This window comes from Paenirhizobium daejeonense (assembly GCF_014280875.1).
Taxonomy (GTDB): domain Bacteria; phylum Pseudomonadota; class Alphaproteobacteria; order Rhizobiales; family Rhizobiaceae; genus Allorhizobium; species Allorhizobium daejeonense.
In genome coordinates, this window is sequence record NZ_JACLAL010000001.1 from 509,997 (window position 1) to 529,034 (window position 19,038).

Annotated in this window: 17 protein-coding genes; all 17 read left to right on the top strand. The window is 63.6% G+C overall.

The features are described from left to right. Nucleotides 1-91 precede the first annotated feature (91 nt). The 17 genes from H4I99_RS02480 to H4I99_RS02560 all read left to right on the top strand — a co-directional run bounded on the left by H4I99_RS02480 (nucleotide 92) and on the right by H4I99_RS02560 (nucleotide 18,710). Nucleotides 92-679 carry a phage tail tape measure protein gene (locus H4I99_RS02480; protein ID WP_163904270.1) on the top strand — a complete coding sequence of 196 codons (588 nt, stop codon included), beginning with the start codon at nucleotides 92-94 and terminating at the stop codon, nucleotides 677-679. A gap of 12 nt (nucleotides 680-691) precedes the next feature. Beyond that, entirely contained in the window at nucleotides 692-1,333 is a 642-nt protein-coding gene (locus H4I99_RS02485; protein ID WP_163906190.1) for a DUF2460 domain-containing protein, read from the top strand. Next, nucleotides 1,330-2,223, top strand: coding sequence for a phage/gene transfer agent baseplate hub protein (locus H4I99_RS02490; protein WP_163904272.1), 894 nt, complete (start codon nucleotides 1,330-1,332; stop codon nucleotides 2,221-2,223). The genes H4I99_RS02485 and H4I99_RS02490 overlap by 4 nt, the downstream gene beginning before the upstream one ends. Before the next feature lie 373 nt (nucleotides 2,224-2,596). Beyond that, the gene (locus H4I99_RS02495; RefSeq protein ID WP_163904274.1) at nucleotides 2,597-3,034 is read left to right on the top strand and encodes an NlpC/P60 family protein; all 438 of its coding nucleotides are present in this window, start codon (nucleotides 2,597-2,599) and stop codon (nucleotides 3,032-3,034) included. 9 nt (nucleotides 3,035-3,043) lie between these two features. Beyond that, entirely contained in the window at nucleotides 3,044-6,886 is a 3,843-nt protein-coding gene (locus H4I99_RS02500) for a baseplate multidomain protein megatron (RefSeq protein ID WP_163904276.1), read from the top strand. 254 nt (nucleotides 6,887-7,140) lie between these two features. Continuing rightward, nucleotides 7,141-7,368 (top strand): hypothetical protein, encoded by a 228-nt coding sequence (locus tag H4I99_RS02505; RefSeq protein ID WP_099057177.1) that lies wholly within the window; start codon nucleotides 7,141-7,143, stop codon nucleotides 7,366-7,368. Between the two features lie 76 nt (nucleotides 7,369-7,444). Next, nucleotides 7,445-7,732, top strand: coding sequence for a hypothetical protein (locus tag H4I99_RS02510; protein WP_163904278.1), 288 nt, complete (start codon nucleotides 7,445-7,447; stop codon nucleotides 7,730-7,732). A gap of 75 nt (nucleotides 7,733-7,807) precedes the next feature. After that, a complete protein-coding gene (locus tag H4I99_RS02515) occupies nucleotides 7,808-8,467 on the top strand; it encodes a response regulator transcription factor (protein ID WP_163904280.1) in 660 nt (219 codons plus the stop codon). A gap of 1 nt (nucleotide 8,468) precedes the next feature. Then, a complete protein-coding gene (locus tag H4I99_RS02520; RefSeq protein WP_163904282.1) occupies nucleotides 8,469-9,866 on the top strand; it encodes an ATP-binding protein in 1,398 nt (465 codons plus the stop codon). A 111-nt stretch (nucleotides 9,867-9,977) separates the two neighbouring features. Further along, entirely contained in the window at nucleotides 9,978-10,406 is a 429-nt protein-coding gene (locus H4I99_RS02525; protein ID WP_163906192.1) for an RT0821/Lpp0805 family surface protein, read from the top strand. A gap of 117 nt (nucleotides 10,407-10,523) precedes the next feature. Continuing rightward, entirely contained in the window at nucleotides 10,524-11,666 is a 1,143-nt protein-coding gene (gene ccmI, locus H4I99_RS02530; RefSeq protein WP_163904284.1) for a c-type cytochrome biogenesis protein CcmI, read from the top strand. Then, nucleotides 11,663-12,109: a cytochrome c maturation protein CcmE gene (gene ccmE, locus H4I99_RS02535; RefSeq protein ID WP_163904286.1), complete on the top strand. Its 447-nt coding sequence runs from the start codon at nucleotides 11,663-11,665 to the stop codon at nucleotides 12,107-12,109. Before ccmI ends, ccmE begins: the two co-directional genes overlap by 4 nt. Continuing rightward, nucleotides 12,106-14,100, top strand: coding sequence for a heme lyase CcmF/NrfE family subunit (locus H4I99_RS02540; RefSeq protein WP_163904288.1), 1,995 nt, complete (start codon nucleotides 12,106-12,108; stop codon nucleotides 14,098-14,100). Before ccmE ends, H4I99_RS02540 begins: the two co-directional genes overlap by 4 nt. Nucleotides 14,101-14,189: 89 nt before the next feature. Then, nucleotides 14,190-14,702, top strand: a complete 513-nt coding sequence (locus H4I99_RS02545) for a cytochrome c-type biogenesis protein (RefSeq protein ID WP_163904290.1) — start codon at nucleotides 14,190-14,192, stop codon at nucleotides 14,700-14,702. 178 nt (nucleotides 14,703-14,880) lie between these two features. After that, nucleotides 14,881-16,449 (top strand): Do family serine endopeptidase, encoded by a 1,569-nt coding sequence (locus H4I99_RS02550; protein WP_163904292.1) that lies wholly within the window; start codon nucleotides 14,881-14,883, stop codon nucleotides 16,447-16,449. Nucleotides 16,450-16,591: 142 nt separating this feature from the next. Beyond that, nucleotides 16,592-17,293 carry a response regulator transcription factor gene (locus tag H4I99_RS02555; RefSeq protein WP_099059935.1) on the top strand — a complete coding sequence of 234 codons (702 nt, stop codon included), beginning with the start codon at nucleotides 16,592-16,594 and terminating at the stop codon, nucleotides 17,291-17,293. Nucleotides 17,294-17,300: 7 nt separating this feature from the next. Further along, nucleotides 17,301-18,710, top strand: coding sequence for a sensor histidine kinase (locus H4I99_RS02560; RefSeq protein WP_163904295.1), 1,410 nt, complete (start codon nucleotides 17,301-17,303; stop codon nucleotides 18,708-18,710). The last annotated feature ends 328 nt before the right edge of the window (nucleotides 18,711-19,038 follow it).

A 19,038-nucleotide genomic window follows, 5' to 3' on the forward strand; every position in this document is an offset into this window, starting at 1 on the left:
TTGGGCTGGCTGGATGCCTGTGACGAGCACAGGCATGACGGTGTGGAACGTATCGAACTCGCCTCCGTCTTGTTCAAGGGAGCGTTCAATCATGAATGACGACGATCTTTCCTTTGCGGTCGAACTGGATGCTTCGGCGGCGCTGAAGGCGCTTGACGATCTCGAAAACCGCTCGGCGAGTTTCGGGCGGGCGCTGACCGGCGCGCTGAAGAGCGCCACCATCGGCGGCAAGGGGCTGGACGATACGCTGAGGACGCTGGGCCTGCGGCTCTCCGATGTGGCGCTGGCCTCCGGGCTGAAGCTGCTCGAAACCATGCTTTCGACCCTGAGTTCGGGGCTGATCTCGTCGCTGACGGCGGGGTTCGGTTCCATCCTGCCCTTCGCCGATGGCGGAGTGCCGGGGCGGGTGACGCCGTTTGCGACGGGCGGCGTGGTTTCCGCGCCGACCTATTTTCCGCTGGGCGGGGACCTCGGCCTGATGGGCGAGGCGGGCTCGGAGGCGATCCTGCCTCTGAAGCGCGGGGCCGATGGTTCGCTCGGGGTCGCAGCGGGAGAAGGCGGAACGACCCAGATCAATTTCAACGTCACGGCGACGGATGCGGCGAGCTTTGCCCGCAGCGAAGGCCAGATCACCGCCATGCTGGCGCGCTCGGTCGGGCGCGGCAGGCGGAATCTGTAAGGAGGCATGCCGATGGTAGACGGCTTTCACGAGGTGCGGTTTCCGCTGCGCCTGTCGCTCAATGTGACGGGCGGGCCGGTGCGGCGCACCGATATCGTCAACCTGTCGAACGGCAGGGAGGCGCGCAACCGCCGCTGGCGCGACAGCCGCCGGGCCTATGACGCGGGGTCCGGGGTGCGCTCGGTGGCGGACCTTTACGAGGTGCTTTCTTTCTTCGAAGCGCGGGGCGGCGGTCTTCACGGCTTTCGCTTCCGCGATCCGGTGGACGGGAAATCCTCTGCGCCCGACCGGGCGGTGACGCCCTTCGATCAGGGGATCGGCGAGGGGGACGGGGAGACCGCGACCTTCCAGCTCGCGAAGATCTATGGCGATGCGGCGGGGGAATGGCGGCGGGTGATCGCCAAGCCGGTGACGGGCACGGTGCGGCTCGCCGTTAATGGCGTCGAGCTGCCGGCATCCGCCTTGACCTGCGATACGACGACCGGTCTCGTGACTGTCGATGAGGATTATATTCCTCAGTCCGGCGCGCTGGTGCAGGCGGGCTTCGAATTCGACGTGCCGGTGCGCTTCGATGCCGAGCGGATTGATCTCAACCTCGAAGCCTTTCGGGCCGGGCGCATTCCCACCATTCCGTTGATCGAGATCCTGCCATGAGAAAGATACCGGCCGCACTGGCCGCCCATATCGCGGGCGGCGTGACGACGCTTTGCCGCGCCTGGCGGGTAACACGCCGAGATGGCACGGTGCTGGGGTTTACCGAGCATGACCATCCGCTGGTGTTTGCCGGCACGACATTCCGGGCGGCGAGCGGCTTTACCGCGAGCGAGGCGCGGGAAACGGGCGGCATGGCGGCGCCGGCGGCGGAGGTGACCGGTGGCTTTTCCAGCGAGGCGATCACCGAGGCCGACCTTGCCGCCGGGCGCTATGACGGCGCGCGGGTGGAGGTCTTCCTCGTCAACTGGCAGGAACCGGAGGCGCAGCACCTGCTGGTGTCCGTGAAGGAAATCGGCGAGGTCTCGCGGGCCGGCGAGGCCTTTACCGCCGAACTCAGGAGTTTCGCCCACCGGCTGTCGCAGGAAAACGGACGGATCTACAACCGCCGCTGCGACGCGAGCCTTGGCGACCGCCGCTGCGGCATCGACATGGCGACGGGCGGGCGGCGGCTTTCCGGGACGGTGGTTGCGGCCGAAAGCCGGGACCGGATCGTGGTCACGTTGTCGGCAAGCGTCGGGGACGGGCATTTCCGGCTGGGCCGGCTGGTGTTCGATACTGGTGCTAACGCCGGCCTCTCCGTTCAGGTGGAGGATAGCGAGGCGGCGACGGGCGGGGTGCGGCTCAGGCTCTGGCTGCCGCTGGAGGGATTGCCGGAGGCGGGGGATGCGGTGACCGTTTCTGTCGGCTGTGACAAGGCATTTTCCACCTGCCGCGACCGGTTTGCCAATGCCGCGAATTTCCGGGGCTTTCCGCATATGCCGGGCAGCGACTTCGCCTATTCCTACGTGAAGGGCGAGAGCCTGCATGACGGGAGCGTGCTTTATGAGTGAGGCTGGTTCCGGTTCGTCATGCCTGGGCTCGTCACAGGCATCCCGCCGGCCCAAGTTGTCGGGCTGAAAGGGTCTTTGGACCCGACGGACGTCGGGTCGCCGGATGCCGGAACAAGCCCGGCATGACGGGGGAAGAGGTCGCGCTTCTCAAAGATCTGGCCTTGCCCTTCATCCCCTGCCGGGAATTTCGCCCCGCAAGTGTCAGTATGAACGCATATGGAACGTGCGGCGTTGCGGCATTCTTAACCCTCCCCGCACCGCCCGCATGTCCTTGATATGAGCTTTCTCTACCGCTTGTGGGGGGAGGCAGGGCCGCAGGACGTAGGCGCATGAGGGGTGACCTGCAATCCTTTCAATTCCGGGAGGGCATGCCATGACTGCCATCGGCACACGCGTTCTGGCAGCGGCCGGGTGTTATGTCGGCACGCCCTACCGGCATCAGGGATCGGCGGCGGGGATCGGCTGCGATTGCCTCGGTCTGGTGCGCGGCGTCTGGCGCGATCTTTACGGCCAAGAGCCGGAGTCGGTGCCGGCCTATGCGCCGGATTGGGCGGAGAGGGCGGGCGAGGAGCGGCTGCTCGATGCGGCGGCGCGGCATTTCCTTCCCGTGCCAAGTCTAGCGGAAGCTGAACCGGGCGACCTGCTGGTCTTCCGGTTTCGTCCGCAATTCGCCGCCAAGCATGCCGGTATTCTCTCCGGCCCCAACCATTTCATTCATGCGTATGAGCAGGCCGCCGTGATCCGCTCGGCGCTGGTGCCGGCGTGGAAAAGGCGGGTTGCCGGCGTCTTTCGTTTTCCCGACATTCTATGAGGTCCTTCTATGGCGACCATTCTTTTCCAGGCGGCGGGTGCGGCACTCGGCTCCGTCTTCGGCCCGCTGGGCGCGGTGATCGGCCGTGCCGCCGGCGCACTTGCCGGCAGCGCCGTCGACCGCATGCTGATCGGCGGCTCTACGGTGACGGGTTCGCGTCTCTCGGCGGCGAGACTGCCGGGGGCTTCGGAGGGAACCGCGATCCCCCGGCTCTACGGCACGGCAAGGCTCGGTGGCACGCTGATCTGGGCGACGCGCTTCGAGGAGGAGGTGACCACCGAGCGCGCCGGCGGCAAGGCGACGGGAACGCGGGTGAAGACCTACAGCTATTTCGCCAATGTCGCCTTCGGGCTCTGCGAAGGGCCGGTGGCGGCGATCCGAAGGGTCTGGGCCGATGGGCAGGAAATCGACCTGACGGGGGTGGAGATGCGTTTCTATCCCGGGTCGGAAAAACAGCTTGTCGATCCGCTGATCGAGGCGAAGCAGGGAGCGGGCAATGCGCCTGCTTATCGCGGTCTCGCCTATGTGGTGTTCGAACGGCTGCCGCTCGATGATTTCGGCAACCGTATTCCGCTCATGCAGTTCGAGGTGATCCGCCCGGTCGGCAGGCTGGAAAGCGATATCCGCGCCGTGACGATCATTCCTGGCGCAACCGAGCACGGCTATGCGGCCAAGGCGATTTCGGAGCGGACGGGGGATGGCGAGGAGCGCATTATCAACCGCAACACGCTGACCGCGCCGACCGACTGGCAGGCCTCCATCGATGAATTGCAGGCTCTTTGCCCGAATCTCGAAAACGTGGCGCTGGTGGTGAGCTGGTTCGGCACCGATCTGAGGGCCGGCGAATGCCGGGTCGTGCCGGGCGTTGAGGTTTCCGCACGCGAGAATGAAAGCCGGGGGTGGCGCGTCTGCGGCATGGCGCGCACGGAGGCACGGCTGGTGAGCCGTCACGATGGCGGTCCGGCCTATGGCGGCACGCCCGACGATATGAGCGTGGTCGAGACGATCCGGGATCTGAAGGCGCGCGGCCTGAAGGTGACGCTCTATCCATTCCTGATGATGGACGTACCGGTTGGCAACGGCTTGCCGGACCCCCATGGCGGCGCGGAACAGGCGCCCTATCCCTGGCGCGGGCGTATCACCTGCCATCCGGCGCCGGGGCGGGCAGGCTCGCCTGACAGGACGGCAGCCGCGCGGAATGCCGTTGCGGCATTTTGCGGTTCGGCTGAGGCTGCCGATTTCACGGTTTCGGGAACTTCCGTTGCCTATGCCGGCGAGGACGAGGGCTATCGGCGGCTGGTGCTGCACTATGCGCTGCTGGCAAAGGCGGCGGGCGGTGTCGACGGCTTCCTGATCGGATCGGAACTGAGAGGGCTGACGACGCTGAGGGACGGGGTGGACGCCTTTCCCTTCGTAGAGGCGCTGGTGGAACTGGCGACAGATGTCAGGGCGATCCTCGGGGGCGGCACGAAGATCACCTATGGCGCGGACTGGAGCGAATATTTCGGTCATCATCCGCAGGATGGAACGGACGACGTCCATTTCCACCTCGATCCGCTATGGGCAAGTCCCGCGATCGATGCGGTCGGCATCGACAACTACATGCCGCTTGCCGACTGGCGTGATGGGGATCTCGAAGCCGGCAATCCCGATGGCTTTGCCACGCCCGACGATGGGTTGGCGATGGCGGCGCAGATTGCCGGCGGCGAAGGATTCGACTGGTATTATGCGAGCGATGCCGACCGGGCCACACGTATTCGCACGCCCATTACCGACGGGCTGGCCGGCAAGCCCTGGGTCTTCCGCTACAAGGATATCGCGGGCTGGTGGGCAAACCGTCACTACGACAGGGTGAACGGCGCTGAGCGGGCAATACCGACGGCATGGACGCCGGGGATGAAGCCGGTGTGGTTCACGGAGCTCGGATGCCCGGCAATCGACAAGGGCGCGAACCAGCCGAATGTCTTCGTCGATCCGAAATCGGCGGAAAGCGCGCTGCCGCATTTTTCGGGAGGGCTCAGGGCCGACAGCCAGCAGCGGCGTTTTCTGGAGGCCCATCTTGGCCTCTGGCGGGGCGTGGGGGTGCCGGACGGCATGGTCGATCCCGACAGGCTGTTCCTCTGGTGCTGGGATGCGCGGCCGCAGCCGGCCTTTCCGCTCGACACCGGGCTCTGGGCCGATGGCGGCAACTGGCGGACCGGCCACTGGCTGAACGGGCGGCTGGGCACGGCGACGCTGGCCGATACGCTTGCCGCGATCCTCGACGATCATGGTTTTCACGATTACGACGTGTCGGAAGTAGCGGGCGATCTCGGCGGTTATGTGCAGGGCGACCTGGCCTCCGCCCGCAGCCTGATCGAGCCGCTGGCCGAGGCCTTCCTGATCGACGTGATCGAGGACGGTGCCGTCCTGCGCTTCCGGTCGCGGGCGGCGGCTGGACTGGCCGCGACCGCAATGCCGGTGCTCGCCGACATCGAAGGTGAGCCGCTGTGGCGGGAAGCGCGCGGGCATGACAGTGACTTTGCCGCCGAAGCGATGCTGACCTTCTACGACCCGGCTGCCGATTACGCCGAGGCGAGCGTTCGCTCGCGCCGGGTGGAGGCGGCGACCACGCGCCAGCTTGCCCGCGATCTGGCGGCCGTCATTCCCGAGGAAACGGCGATCGCGGCAGCGGAAGCCATGCTGCGCGACCACCGCGTCGGGCGTCGGCGGCTGGAGCTTTCACTCGGACCGGGCGAGCTCGAGGTCCGGCCCGGGGATATCCTGAGTTTTCCCGAGGGACCGGCTGGACGCTTTCTTGTCGAGGAAATCGACGATGGCGCGGCACGGCGGCTGACGCTGCGGGAAGTGGCGGCCGCGACCTCGGCGCTACGGGTGACGAGTGCGGACGGGCGTGTTTCCGGCAACCCGGCATCGGCGGGCTTTGCGCCGCTTCTCGCCTTCATGGACCTGCCGCAATACGAGGCGGGGGAAGCGGCAAGTTTCGCGCGGGTTGCAGGCTTCTGCCGGCCATGGCGACGCATCGCGATATCCGCCTCCGCCGAGGCGGAAGGCTATGGGCTGCGCATCATTCTCGAACGCCCGGCGACCATGGGCGTGCTGGCCGCTCCGCTGCTGCCCGGGGTCTCGGGACGCTTCGACATGGCGCGGACGCTGGATGTGACGCTTTCCTTTGGCGGTCTTTCCTCTGCGAGTCGGCTGGCGGTGCTGAACGGTGCGAACCGGCTGGCGGTGCGTTCCGCCAGCGGAGACTGGGAAGTCCTCGCGTTTGCTGGAGCGCAGGAAATTGCTGCGGGGCGCTGGCGACTGACGGCCTTGTTGAGGGGCTTGGCCGGCACGGAGGATGCAATGGCGGCGGGTGCCGCTGAAGGCGCGACCGTGGTGCTGCTGGACGAGGCAGTGAAGCCGGTAAGCCTTGCGGGAGAAGAGGCTGGGCTGGTGCTCAACTATATCGCGGAAGCCGTGGGCGGAGCGGGACCGGCGAGGGGACCGTTCGCCTTTGCCGGTGGCATAAGGGCGGAAACGCCGCTGGCGCCGGTGCACCTGCGGGCCCAGAGAGCGCCGGAGGGCGATATCGTACTCGGCTGGGTGCGTCGCGGTCGTGTCGATGCCGACAACTGGCTCGGCGCGGATATTCCGCTCGACGAGGCGGCGGAAGCCTACAGGATCGAGATTCTGGACGGCGATATGGTGGTTCGTACAGTCGAGGCCGGTGCGCCGCGCTGGGTCTATCCGCAGGCGCTGGAGCTTGCCGATTTCGGGGTGGCGCAGACGTCTCTCAGGTTTCGCGTCAGGCAGATCGGACGGATAGCGGCGGGGATTGCCGCCGAGGCGGTGGTGGCGGTGGGGTGACGTCCATGCAGCCGTCATGCCGGACTTGATCCGGCATCCAGCAGGTGAGCGTCCGCGAGCCGAAAGAAGCATCCATCACCGATGATGGCATCCGTCAATGAGTCTCCAGCACGCAAGGACTTGCGTGCACTGGATGCCGGATCAAGTCCGGCATGACGGAGGTCGGGCAGACCCCTCTCGACGAAGCGGCGGACGTTTCAGGCCCGATAACGAACAACCGAAAACAATCAACCGATCAACAAAAGGAGCATGGCATGAACGACCTGAAACAGTGGTATCAGTCGAAGACGGTTTGGGGCGCGCTGATCGCGATTGCGGCGTCTGCGCTGCGGCTCGCAGGGTTCGAACTGACTGCGGCCGACCAGTTACAGCTTGCCGACATCGCGGTTTCCGCCGCAGGCGCGCTCGGTGGCCTGCTTGCGATCTATGGGCGTCTGAAGGCGACGCGAGGCATCGAAACACGCAAGATGAACCCGATGTAACCAGCATTCATTTGCCATTCAGACGTCATGCGATACATAATCCGGCAACAGTAAAAGTAGTCCGGAAGAATTAGCTATGGCATCATTGATGGTCATCACGGGTCTGGCGGCGGGCCTCGCGGTTCCCTCGTGGCCCTATTTTGCGTCCGATGCCACGACGTCGGCACCTGTGCTCATTCAGTCGCAGGACGACAGCAATCGTGCAAGGACCGATTGCCGCGCAGCCGCGGCAAGAGCTGTCTCCGAGGTCGGAGGGCAGCTGCTCTCGGTGCGCCAGTCCGGCGACCAGTGCATCATCACGGTGCTCGTGCCCGGTAGCGGCAACGAGCGCCCGCGCAAGGTGACGATGCAGGTTTCGGAATAACCGACATCCAGAAAAATCAACCGTCCCGGCATTGATCGTGTCGGGACGGTTGCAGGCAGGCAGGGGGCAAATCTGATGCGCATTCTCGTCGTCGAGGACGATGTCAATCTCAACCGGCAGCTCGTAGAGGCGCTGCAGGAAGCAGGCTACGTTGTCGACAAGGCCGTGGATGGCGAGGAGGGGCATTTTCTCGGCGATACCGAGCCTTATGACGCCGTGATCCTCGATATCGGCCTGCCGGAAATGGACGGCATCACGGTGCTGGAAAAATGGCGGGCGGCCGGTCGCGTCATGCCAGTGCTGATCCTGACCGCCCGTGATCGCTGGAGCGACAAGGTGGCCGGCATCGACGCCGGCGCCGACGACTATGTCGCCAAACCGTTCCACGTCGAGGAAGTGCTGGCGCGTATCCGCGCCCTGATCCGCCGGGCGGCGGGCCATGCCTCGTCGGAAATCGTCTGCGGTCCTGTGCGCCTCGACACCAAGAGCTCCAAGGCGACCGTCAACGGTGTGGCGCTGAAGCTGACCTCGCACGAGTACCGTCTGCTCTCCTACCTTATGCACCACATGGGCGAGGTCGTGTCGCGCACCGAGCTTGTCGAACATCTCTACGATCAGGATTTCGACCGCGATTCCAACACCATCGAAGTTTTTGTCGGCCGGCTGCGCAAGAAGATCGGCATCGACATGATCGAGACCGTGCGCGGTCTCGGCTACCGTATCCAAGCGCCCTGACATGGCGCTGAAATCCCTCACGGCAAGGGTTCTCCTGCTGGCGACGCTCTGGTCGGCGGCGGCGCTGATAACCATTGCCGTGGTGATTTCGGCTCTCTACCGGCAGGGCGTCGAACGCGGCTTCAACAACCTGCTGCGCGCCCAGCTTTACAACGTTATCAACTCGGTCTCCGTGAGCGATGGCAACAGCCTCGCCGGCAATCCGGCACTCGGGGATCTGCGCTTTTCCCAGCCGGAAAGCGGCTGGTACTGGCTGGTCGAGCCGCTCGGCAGCTATGGCGCAGCGCCGCTCGCCTCCACCTCGCTCGGCATGGCCAACCTGCCGGTGCCGGGGCTGGAGGAATATCCCTTCGACGAACATTACGAGCGCTTCTATCCGATGGAAGACGCCTCCGGAAACCGGCTGAGGGTGGCTGAAACCGAAGTCGTGCTGGACGGCGAAGGGCGCGCGGCGCGTTTTCGCGTTTCCGGCAATCTCGAAGTGGTCGAGGAGGAAATCTCCTTCTTTTCGACGCGGCTTTATGCGGCTCTTGCCCTGTTCGGTTTCGGCGGTCTCGTGGTCAACGGTCTTGCCATTCTTTACGGCCTGAAACCCCTCGACCGGGCGCGGCGCGCATTGGAGAAGATTCGCGGCGGCGAGGCAGAGCGGATCGAAGGGGAATTCCCGCGCGAGATCCAGCCGCTCGCCAACGAGATCAACGCGCTGATCGACAGCAACCGCCGTATTGTAGAGCGGGCCCGCATGCAGGTCGGCAATCTTGCGCATTCGCTGAAGACGCCGATTGCCGTTCTGCTCAACGAAGCGAGAACGCTCGACAAGACCCATGGCGAGGTGGTGGTGAGCCAGGCGGAAGCCATGCAGGGGCAGGTGACGTCCTACCTGAACCGCGCCCGCATTGCAGCCCAGAGGGATTCCGTTCTCGCCCGTACCGATGCCGAGCCGGTGCTGGAGCGGCTGGTCCGGGTCATGCGCAGGCTCAATCCCGAAACCGAATTTCGCCTCGAGATCGCGCCTGGCCTGACATTCGCGATGGAACAGCAGGATGTCGAGGAAACCGTCGGTAATCTTCTCGAAAACGCGGCACGTTTTGCCAAGACCATGGTCCTCCTGAGAGCCTCGCATGCGGACTCCGCCGCCAGCGGAACGGATAGCGGGCGACGCCACTGGATCGAGGTGACGGTCGATGACGACGGTCCCGGCTTGAAGCCCGATCAGATCGGCGAGGCGCTGAAACGCGGCACGCGGCTGGACGAGAGCAAGCCCGGCACTGGCCTCGGTCTTTCCATCGTCAAGGAAATTTCCAACGAATATCAGGGGGCCTTCGGCTTGTCCCGTGCAGAAATTGGTGGATTGAAAGCGAGACTTGTGCTGCCGGCTGTGACAAGAGACACTGCGTGATTGATATACCTATGAAAAACAATGCCGGCCATAAAGATGCCATGTGCATGCCGCAGCAGAGCGAGGATTGAAGTGACAATCGGGCGTTTCGACGAGACTTGGGCTGGTTCGATGGGTGGTACCCGCATTCGTTCGGTGGCGATGGTAGCGCTGACTGCGCTTGCATTGACGGGCTGCGGGACCACCGGTGGCCCGCGTGGAGGCCTCGCTTCCTCCGGCAAGACAGCAAATTCTTCGACCCTCTACATTTCCGCTTTGCAGGGCGGCATTGTGTCGCGCTCCGGCGTCAAGCTTTCGAACAGCGAACGCCAGAGGGCGCTTGAAGCCGAGTATCGTGCGTTGGAAGCTGCCCCCGGTGGGCAACCCGTTGCATGGCAGGGCGGCGACGTGAGCGGACAGGTGGTCGCGGCCGCTCCCTATCAGGTCGGTCAGCAGAATTGCCGGCAGTACACCCACAAGCTGGTCTACAACGGCAAGCAGATCGAGGCGCGAGGTGCTGCCTGCCGCAACAGTGACGGCACCTGGACGCCCTTGACATAAGTCAAGGCCTGAGTGCGTTCTCTTCCTTACTGCTCGACTTGCGGCCAAACGCCTCAACTTTGCGTCATTGGCCGTTTGTCTGTTGGATTGGGCTTCTGCTTGAAGTAATTGGACGCCATGCTGTTCTGGATCATCGCCGCTCTCCTGACCGTTGCCGTTGCCGTCGCCCTGTTGGCGCCGTTGCTCAAGGGGGCGGCGAGCGAGCCCGATGACGATGTCGGCGAGGCCGCTGTCTACCGCGATCAATTGCGGGAGCTCGAGCGGGACAAGGGCCTCGGTCTGATCTCTGCCGAAGACGCCGATTATGCCCGCGCCGAGATCGCTCGCCGCCTGCTTTCGGTTTCGACCGGCAAGGGTGCCGCAGGTGCTAGCAAGGGCGCTCGGGCGAGCCGTCATCCGCTGGCGCAGGCTTTCGTCATTCTCGGTCTTCCGGCGATAGGGCTCGGACTCTATCTGCTGACAGGCAGTCCGGGCATGCCTGCGGCGCCGCTTGCCGAGCGGCTGGAAAATCCCGGCAACAATCTGGAACTTCTGGTCGCCAAGGCCGAACGCCATCTGGCGGAAAACCCCAATGACGGGGCGGGCTGGGATGTGCTGGCGCCGATCTACTTCAAGAGCCAACGCATCGGCGACGCCGAGCTTGCCTACCGCAACGCCATTCGTTTTCTCGGAACCAACCCGGCGCGTATGAGCGGTCTCGGTGAAGTGCTGGTCGCAGGAAGCGGCGGGATCGTCACGGAGGACGCCCGATCCGCCTTCGAAGAGGCATTGCGTCTCGACAGCAACAATCCGCGCGCCGAATTCTATCTGGCGCTGGCGCTGGAACAGGCCGGCAAGCGCGCTGAGGCTAAGGCCGCGTTCGAGAGGCTGCTGGCGGCCTCGCCGAAGGAGGCGCCCTGGGTGCCGCTTGTCAACCAGCATATTGCTACAAACAGCGGGGACGCTCCAGCTGCTTCCGCTGCGCCTGGCAATCCGACCGAGGCCGATGTGGCAGCCGCACAGGACATGTCCGCAGGCGATCGCATGGCGATGATCCGCGGCATGGTCGACAGTCTGGACGCCAAGCTCAAGGACGATCCGAAGAATTTCGAGGGATGGATGCGCCTCGTGCGCTCCTATGCCATGTTGAAGGAACCGGAGCGCGCAGTTGGCGCATTGAAGGACGGACTTGCAACCTTCCCGGCCGAAGGGGAAGAAGGCAAGCAACTGATCGCCATGGCCCGGGAACTCGGCCTGCCGGTTGAGGAGGCATTGAAATGACGCGCAAGCAGAAGAGACTGGCCGTCATCGCCGGCGGGATGAGCTTCATTATCGCGGCCGTCTTGCTGATGATGTTCGCCTTCGGCCAGTCGGTCGCCTATTTCTACATGCCGTCCGACCTCGAAAAGACGGCGGTCGGTCCGGGAACGCGCATCCGTCTCGGTGGCCTCGTGGCTGAAGGATCGGTCGTGCGCGGCGAGGGCTCGACAGTGAAGTTTTCCGTGACGGATGGCACGGGCACGGTGCCGGTCACTTATACTGGTATCCTGCCGGATCTTTTCCGCGAAGGACAGGGCGTCGTCACTGAAGGTGCCTTCGATGCAGCCGGCGGTTTCGTCGCCGACAGCGTGCTTGCCAAGCATGACGAGAACTATATGCCGAAGGAAGTTGCCGACCGCCTGAAGAAGGACGGCGTCTGGGAAGGCGAGGGGAAGACCCAATGATCATCGAACTTGGTCATTATGCTCTGGTGCTGGCGCTGGCGACGGCGCTGATCGTTTCCGTGCTGCCGGTGATCGGCGCGCGAAAGGGCGACAAGGGGCTGATGTCGGTTGCCGTCACCGGTACGCTGGCGGGATTTGCGCTGGTTGCCTTCTCCTTCGGCGTGCTGACCTGGGCCTATATGGTTTCCGATTTCTCGGTGGAGAACGTCTGGGAGAATTCCCATTCGCTGATGCCGGCGATCTATCGTTTCTCGGGCGTGTGGGGCAATCACGAGGGGTCGATGATGCTCTGGCTGCTGATCCTGAGCCTGTTCAGCGCGCTCGTCGCCATCTTCGGGCGTAACCTGCCGGAACGATTGAAGGCCAATGTGCTGGCCGTACAGGGCTGGATCACCACGGCTTTCACGCTGTTCATCCTCATTACCTCCAACCCCTTCATCCGGCTTTCGCCGGTGCCAGCGGAAGGCAAGGACCTTAATCCGGTTCTGCAGGATGTCGGCCTCGCCATTCATCCGCCGCTGCTCTATCTCGGTTATGTCGGTTTCTCCGTCTGCTTCTCCTTCGCCATCGCGGCACTCATCGACGGGCGCATCGATGCGGCATGGGCGCGCTGGGTGCGGCCGTGGACGCTTGCCGCCTGGACCTTCCTCACCGCCGGTATCGCCATGGGTTCCTACTGGGCCTATTACGAACTCGGCTGGGGCGGCTGGTGGTTCTGGGACCCGGTCGAAAACGCCTCCTTCATGCCCTGGCTCGCGGGTACGGCGCTTCTGCATTCGGCGCTGGTGATGGAAAAGCGCGATGCGCTGAAAATCTGGACCGTGCTGCTCGCCATCCTGACATTCTCGCTGTCGCTGCTCGGCACCTTCCTCGTGCGCTCCGGCGTTCTGACCTCGGTGCATGCCTTCGCCACCGATCCAAGCCGCGGTATCTTCATCCTCTGCATCCTGACGATCTTCATCGGCGGGGCTTTCAGTCTCTTCGCCTTCCGCGCGCCGATGCTGAAGGCGGGCGGCCTGTTCCAGCCGATCTCGCGCGAGGGCGCGCTGGTGCTCAACAACCTGATTCTGACCGTTTCGGCAGCGACCGTGCTGATCGGCACGCTTTATCCGTTGCTGCTGGAGACGCTGACGGGCGAGAAGATCTCGGTTGGCGCGCCGTTCTTCAACCTGACCTTCGGCCTGCTGATGACGCCGCTTCTGGTGGCAGTTCCGTTCGGGCCGTTGCTGGCGTGGAAGCGCGGCGATCTGCTCGGCGCCATGCAGCGGCTTTTCGCCGCCGCGATCATCGCCTTCGTCTTCGCTATCATTGTCTATTACATCGAAAATGGCGGGCCGGTCATGGCGGTCTTCGGTCTCGCCGCCGGTTTCTTCCTGATCTTCGGTGCGCTTTCCGACCTCTGGTATCGTTCCGGCTTTCGCAAGGTGCCGTTCCGCACTGCGCTCAGCCGCCTGAACGGACTGCCGCGCTCGGCAATCGGTACGGCGATCGCTCATCTCGGTTTCGGCGTGACGGTGCTGGGCATCGTTGCCGTTACCACCTTCGAGACGGAAACCGTCGTGGAAATGAAGCCCGGCGCGACGGCCGATGCCGGCGGCTACTCCATCACCTTCGATGGCATGAAACAGGCAATCGGACCGAACTATACGGAAGACCGGGGCCACTTCACCATCCGTCAGGGTGGTGTGGACAAGGGCGATTTCTGGTCCTCCAAGCGGCTCTACACGGCGCGGCGGATGCCGACCACGGAGGCCGGCATCCGCACCTTCGGGCTGGTCCACCAGCTCTACGTATCCCTCGGCGATCCCATGGATGACGGCGGCATCGTCGTTCGCATCTGGTGGAAGCCCTATATCCTCTGCATCTGGTATGGAGCGCTGATCATGATGGCCGGTGGTTTCGTCTCGCTCTCCGATCGTCGCCTGCGGGTGGGGGTGCCGAAGCGGGCTGCGAAGGTCGCGGCACCTGCTGCTCTGGGGGCGGCGGAATGAGGACGGTAGCTCCTGCTCGGATGAACCCCTCTCCAACCTCTGCCCACGAGGGGGAGGAGTTTTACTGTTTCGCGTTGCTGTCACGGTGGATGCAAGACCTTGCCGCGCGTTTTCTCCTCCCTTGTGGGGGAGATGGCCGGCATGCCAGAGGAGGACTTGCTTCATTCCTTCTGATTTTTCTCCTCCTCGCACCGCTTCCGGCGCTGGCCGTCAACCCGGACGAGATCCTGCCCGACCCCAAGCTGGAACAGCGGGCGAGGGACCTTTCCGCCCAGCTGCGCTGCATGGTCTGCCAGAACCAGTCGATCGACGATTCGAATGCCGAGCTTGCCCGCGACCTGCGCCTGCTTGTGCGCGAACGGATCGTCGATGGCGACAGCGACCAGCAGGTGATCGACTATGTCGTGTCACGCTACGGTGAATTCGTACTGCTGAAGCCACGCCTGTCCATGCATACGTTGCTGCTCTGGGGACTTCCGGGCGTGCTTTTCGTCATCGGTCTCGGCGTTGCCTTTGCCTATGCGCGGGGCCGCAGCAAACCCGTTCCGCAGAAGCTGTCGGCCGAAGAGGAAGTCCGTCTCGGCAAGTTGCTGGACGAATGATGCGCGACCAACCGGGGGCGCCGTCGGCGGCTTCTTTCTGCTTCCTGCAAAGATTACGAAGTTTTCATTCTCCGTACAGTTCGCAGTAAGGTGACACGCCCTATATCTCCTTCATCCACCGCTTCCCGCCGGGATGGGTCCCGGCCTCCAGCAAGCAGAACAGATGAAGGTAATATCCATGTCTGACAAGAACGGTCGCTCCAACCTCACGACGATCCTGAAGAACTCGACCGCAGCCGGCCTCGCCGCGCTGATGCTGGCCGGCACTCTTCCGGTCGCCGTCAACTCAGCCTATGCGGAAGCTGTCAAGGTTCAGGCCGCACAGGTCCCGAGCTTCGCCGACGTCGTCTCCGCCGTTTCCCCGGCTGTCGTTTCCGTCCGCGTCCAGTCCAACGTCCAGAACACCTCGGACGAAAGCAATTTCTCGTTCAACTTCGGCGGTCGCGGCTTCGACGACCTCCCGGACGACCATCCGCTGAAGCGCTTCTTCAAGGAATTCGGCATGCCCGGCCCTGACGGCAAGGGTCCCGGCGCCGGTCCGAATGCCCGCCCGCGCGAACATGGCGAAGGCAAGGGCCGTCTGCGTCCGACCTCGCAGGGCTCCGGCTTCTTCATCTCCGAAGACGGCTATATCGTCACCAACAATCACGTTGTCGATGATGGCGCCGCCTTCACCGTTGTCATGAACGACGGCAAGGAACTCGACGCCAAGCTGGTCGGCAAGGACAGCCGCACCGATCTCGCTTTGCTCAAGGTCGAAAACCCGAAGCAGAAGTTCACCTATGTCGACTTCGCCGATGACGAAGCCATGCGCGTCGGTGACTGGGTCGTTGCCGTCGGCAACCCCTTCGGCCTCGGCGGCACTGTAACGGCCGGCATCATTTCGGCCCGCGGCCGCGATATCGGCTCCGGCCCGTATGACGACTACATCCAGATCGACGCTGCAGTGAACCGTGGTAACTCCGGCGGTCCGGACTTCAACCTGGCCGGTCAGGTGGTCGGTATCAACACCGCCATCTTCTCGCCCTCCGGCGGCAACGTCGGTATTGCCTTCGCAATCCCCGCATCCGTCGCCAAGGACGTGATCGCCAAGCTCAAGGATGGGGGCAGCGTGCAGCGTGGCTGGCTCGGTGTTCAGATCCAGCCGGTAACCCAGGACATCGCCGACTCGCTTGGCCTGTCCGAGGCAAGCGGTGCTCTGGTCGTCTCGCCGCAGGCCGGTTCGCCCGGTGAGAAGGCTGGCATAAAGCAGGGCGACGTGGTCACGGCCGTCAACGGTGAACCGGTCAAGGATCCGCGCGATCTCGCCCGTCGTATTGCGGCCTTCCCGCCCGGTACCAAGGTCGATGTTTCCCTGTGGCGTGAAGGCAAGGCAACGTCCGTCAAGGTCGACCTCGGCACGCTGCCGAGCGAGCAGGCACTGGCTGGCAAGGAAGACGGCACCGGTGGCGACACGCAGGCTCCGGCTACTGAGCAGGCGCTTGCCAACATGGGCATTTCGGTCGCTCCGGCAGAAGACGGCAAGGGCCTGTCGATCATCGATGTGGATCCCGACTCCGATGCCGCCGACAAGGGCATGAAGGCCGGTGAGAAGATCACCTCGGTCAACAATCAGGCAGTCTCCTCGGCTGCCGATGTGATGAAGGTGATCGATCAAGCCAAGAAGGATGGCCGTACCAAGGCGCTCTTCCAGGTCGAATCGGAGAACGGCAGCCGCTTCGTTGCCCTTCCGATCAACCAGGGCTGAGGCCCCTCGGACTGAATGATCGCGGGGCGCCGAAGATCGGGTCTTCGGCGCCCCGCTTGTTCAAGCGGATAACAAGGACGAGAGCATGAATTCCGGAGGAAGCGGTACCGTTGGACCAGCCGATTCCGGTTGTGCCGATGGCATGGCCGGCGGTAATGTCGCGCACATGAAAATATTGGTTATCGAAGACGATCTGGAAGCCGCCGCCTACATGACGAAGGCTTTCCGCGAGGCAGGTATTGTGGCCGATCACGCCAGCGATGGCGAAAGCGGCCTGTTCATGGGCTCGGAGAATACTTACGACGTGATGGTCATCGACCGCATGTTGCCGCGTCGCGACGGCCTCTCCGTCATCAGCGAGCTTAGAAAGCGTGGCATCGACACGCCGGTGCTCATTCTCTCCGCGCTCGGCCAGGTAGACGACCGCGTGACCGGCCTTCGCGCCGGCGGTGATGATTATCTACCCAAGCCCTATGCCTTTTCCGAACTTCTCGCCCGCGTCGAAGTGCTGGGCCGCCGCAAGGGCAAGCCCGAGCAGGACATGATGTATCGGGTGGGCGATCTCGAGCTCGACCGGCTGTCCCACGAGGTCAAGCGCGCGGGCAAGGAAATCCTGCTTCAGCCGAGGGAGTTTCGCCTGCTCGAGTATCTGATGAAGAATGCCGGTCAGGTGGTGACCCGCACCATGCTGCTCGAAAACGTCTGGGACTATCATTTCGATCCCCAGACCAATGTCATCGACGTGCACGTTTCCCGGCTTCGCTCGAAGATCGAAAAGGATTTCGACAAGCCGCTGCTGAAGACCGTGCGCGGCGCCGGTTACATGATCAAGGACGAAGGCTGAGTCACGGATGAGCCGCGCCAAGCTTCTGTTCAAGTCGACGGCCGTCCGGCTGTCGGCTCTCTATATCGGCCTCTTCGCACTCTGCGCGGCCCTGCTTGTCATCTATGTGACGGCGCTTTCCGAGCGCATCCTCTACACACAGACGCGCGACGCCCTGAAGGAAGAGGTTCAGGATATCACCACTGCTTACGAGCGTGGAGGTATCAACCGCCTGCTCGCCATCATGGAGCGCAGGGCCCGCCAGCCGGGCGCCAACCTTTATGTGATCGCGGGTCCGACGGGCGAAATCCTAGCTGGCAACGTCGCCTCCGTGCAGCCCGGCGTCTTCGATCACGAGGGCTGGACCGATTTCCCGTTCCGGTACGAGCGATACAATGAAAGCGGTGACGTGCAGCGCCATGTCGCGGCGGGCCATGTCTTCTTCCTCGACAACAGCCTGAGGGTGCTTGTTGGCCGCGACCTGGGCGAGCCGGCCAAGCTGCGGCTTCTGGTGCGGCAGGCGCTGATGGTGGCGCTCGCGATCATGGGAACCGGCGCTGTCATCATATGGTTCGCCATCGGTCGCAATGCCCTTAAGCGCATTGATCGTGTCTCTGCCGCGAGCAAGAAGATCATGGCGGGCGACCTGTCGCAACGTCTTCCTGTCTCCGGCTCGGGCGATGAGTTTGACCGTCTCTCCATCTCGTTGAACGATATGCTAGGTCGTATCGAGAAACTCAACGAGGGACTCAGGCAGGTTTCCGACAACATCGCCCACGACCTGAAGACGCCATTGACGAGGCTTCGCAACAAGGCCGCCGATGCGCTGAACGAAGACGAAGAGGCAAGCCGCAAGGCGGCGCTGGAAGGCATCATCACGGAGTCCGACCAGTTGATCCGTACCTTCAACGCGCTCTTGATGATTTCCCGCGTTGAGGCCGGTTCGATAGCCGCGGAACTCTCGGATATCGATCTTTCCGCCATCGCCGCCGACAGCGCGGAACTTTATGAACCGGTTGCGGAAGAGGCAGGATTGAGCCTCGAAACCGAGATTGCGCCGGGTCTCTCGGTGAGGGGGAACCGCGAGCTTGTGGGGCAGGCGATCTCCAACCTGATCGACAACGCCATCAAGTACGGTGCCGAGGGTGAACGCGACCGCAAGATCAAGGTAACCGTCGCGAAGGCCGGAGAGGGCGTGGAGCTCAGGGTTTCCGATAGCGGGCCGGGTGTTGCCGAAGACATGCGCGAGGAAGTGGTCAAGCGCTTCGTCCGTCTCGACAAAAGCCGTTCGAAACCCGGAACGGGACTGGGGCTTTCGTTGGTCTGCGCAATTATGGCCTTGCATGGTGGGCGGCTCGAACTTTCCGACACACATGACGACGATGGCACTGACAAGGGTTTGACCGCGACTATGGTGTTCCCCGGTCAGAAGACCTGATACCAAGGATCGATGATAGAAATCCATAGGACCTGCTTGATCGGGCTTTCCAGCTAGGGGAGGTCCGCAGAGCGATGCTGACGCATCGGTCAAGGGCCTCGAAAACGTCGGAAAGCCCGAGAAGCCGGCCTGCGGTGACTTTATACTGGCTCCTGGCGTTGTTGCGATACTTGTACGATGCGCAGACATCGCCCTGCGCACCGCGCCTAGCCAGGAGCCAGTATAAAGTCATCCTATGGGTTTCTATCATCGATCCTTGGTATACCTTCGCCTAGCAGAACGGGATTCGGGGAGAGGGTCCCGTGCACTCTCGCCCGGATGGAGGCCT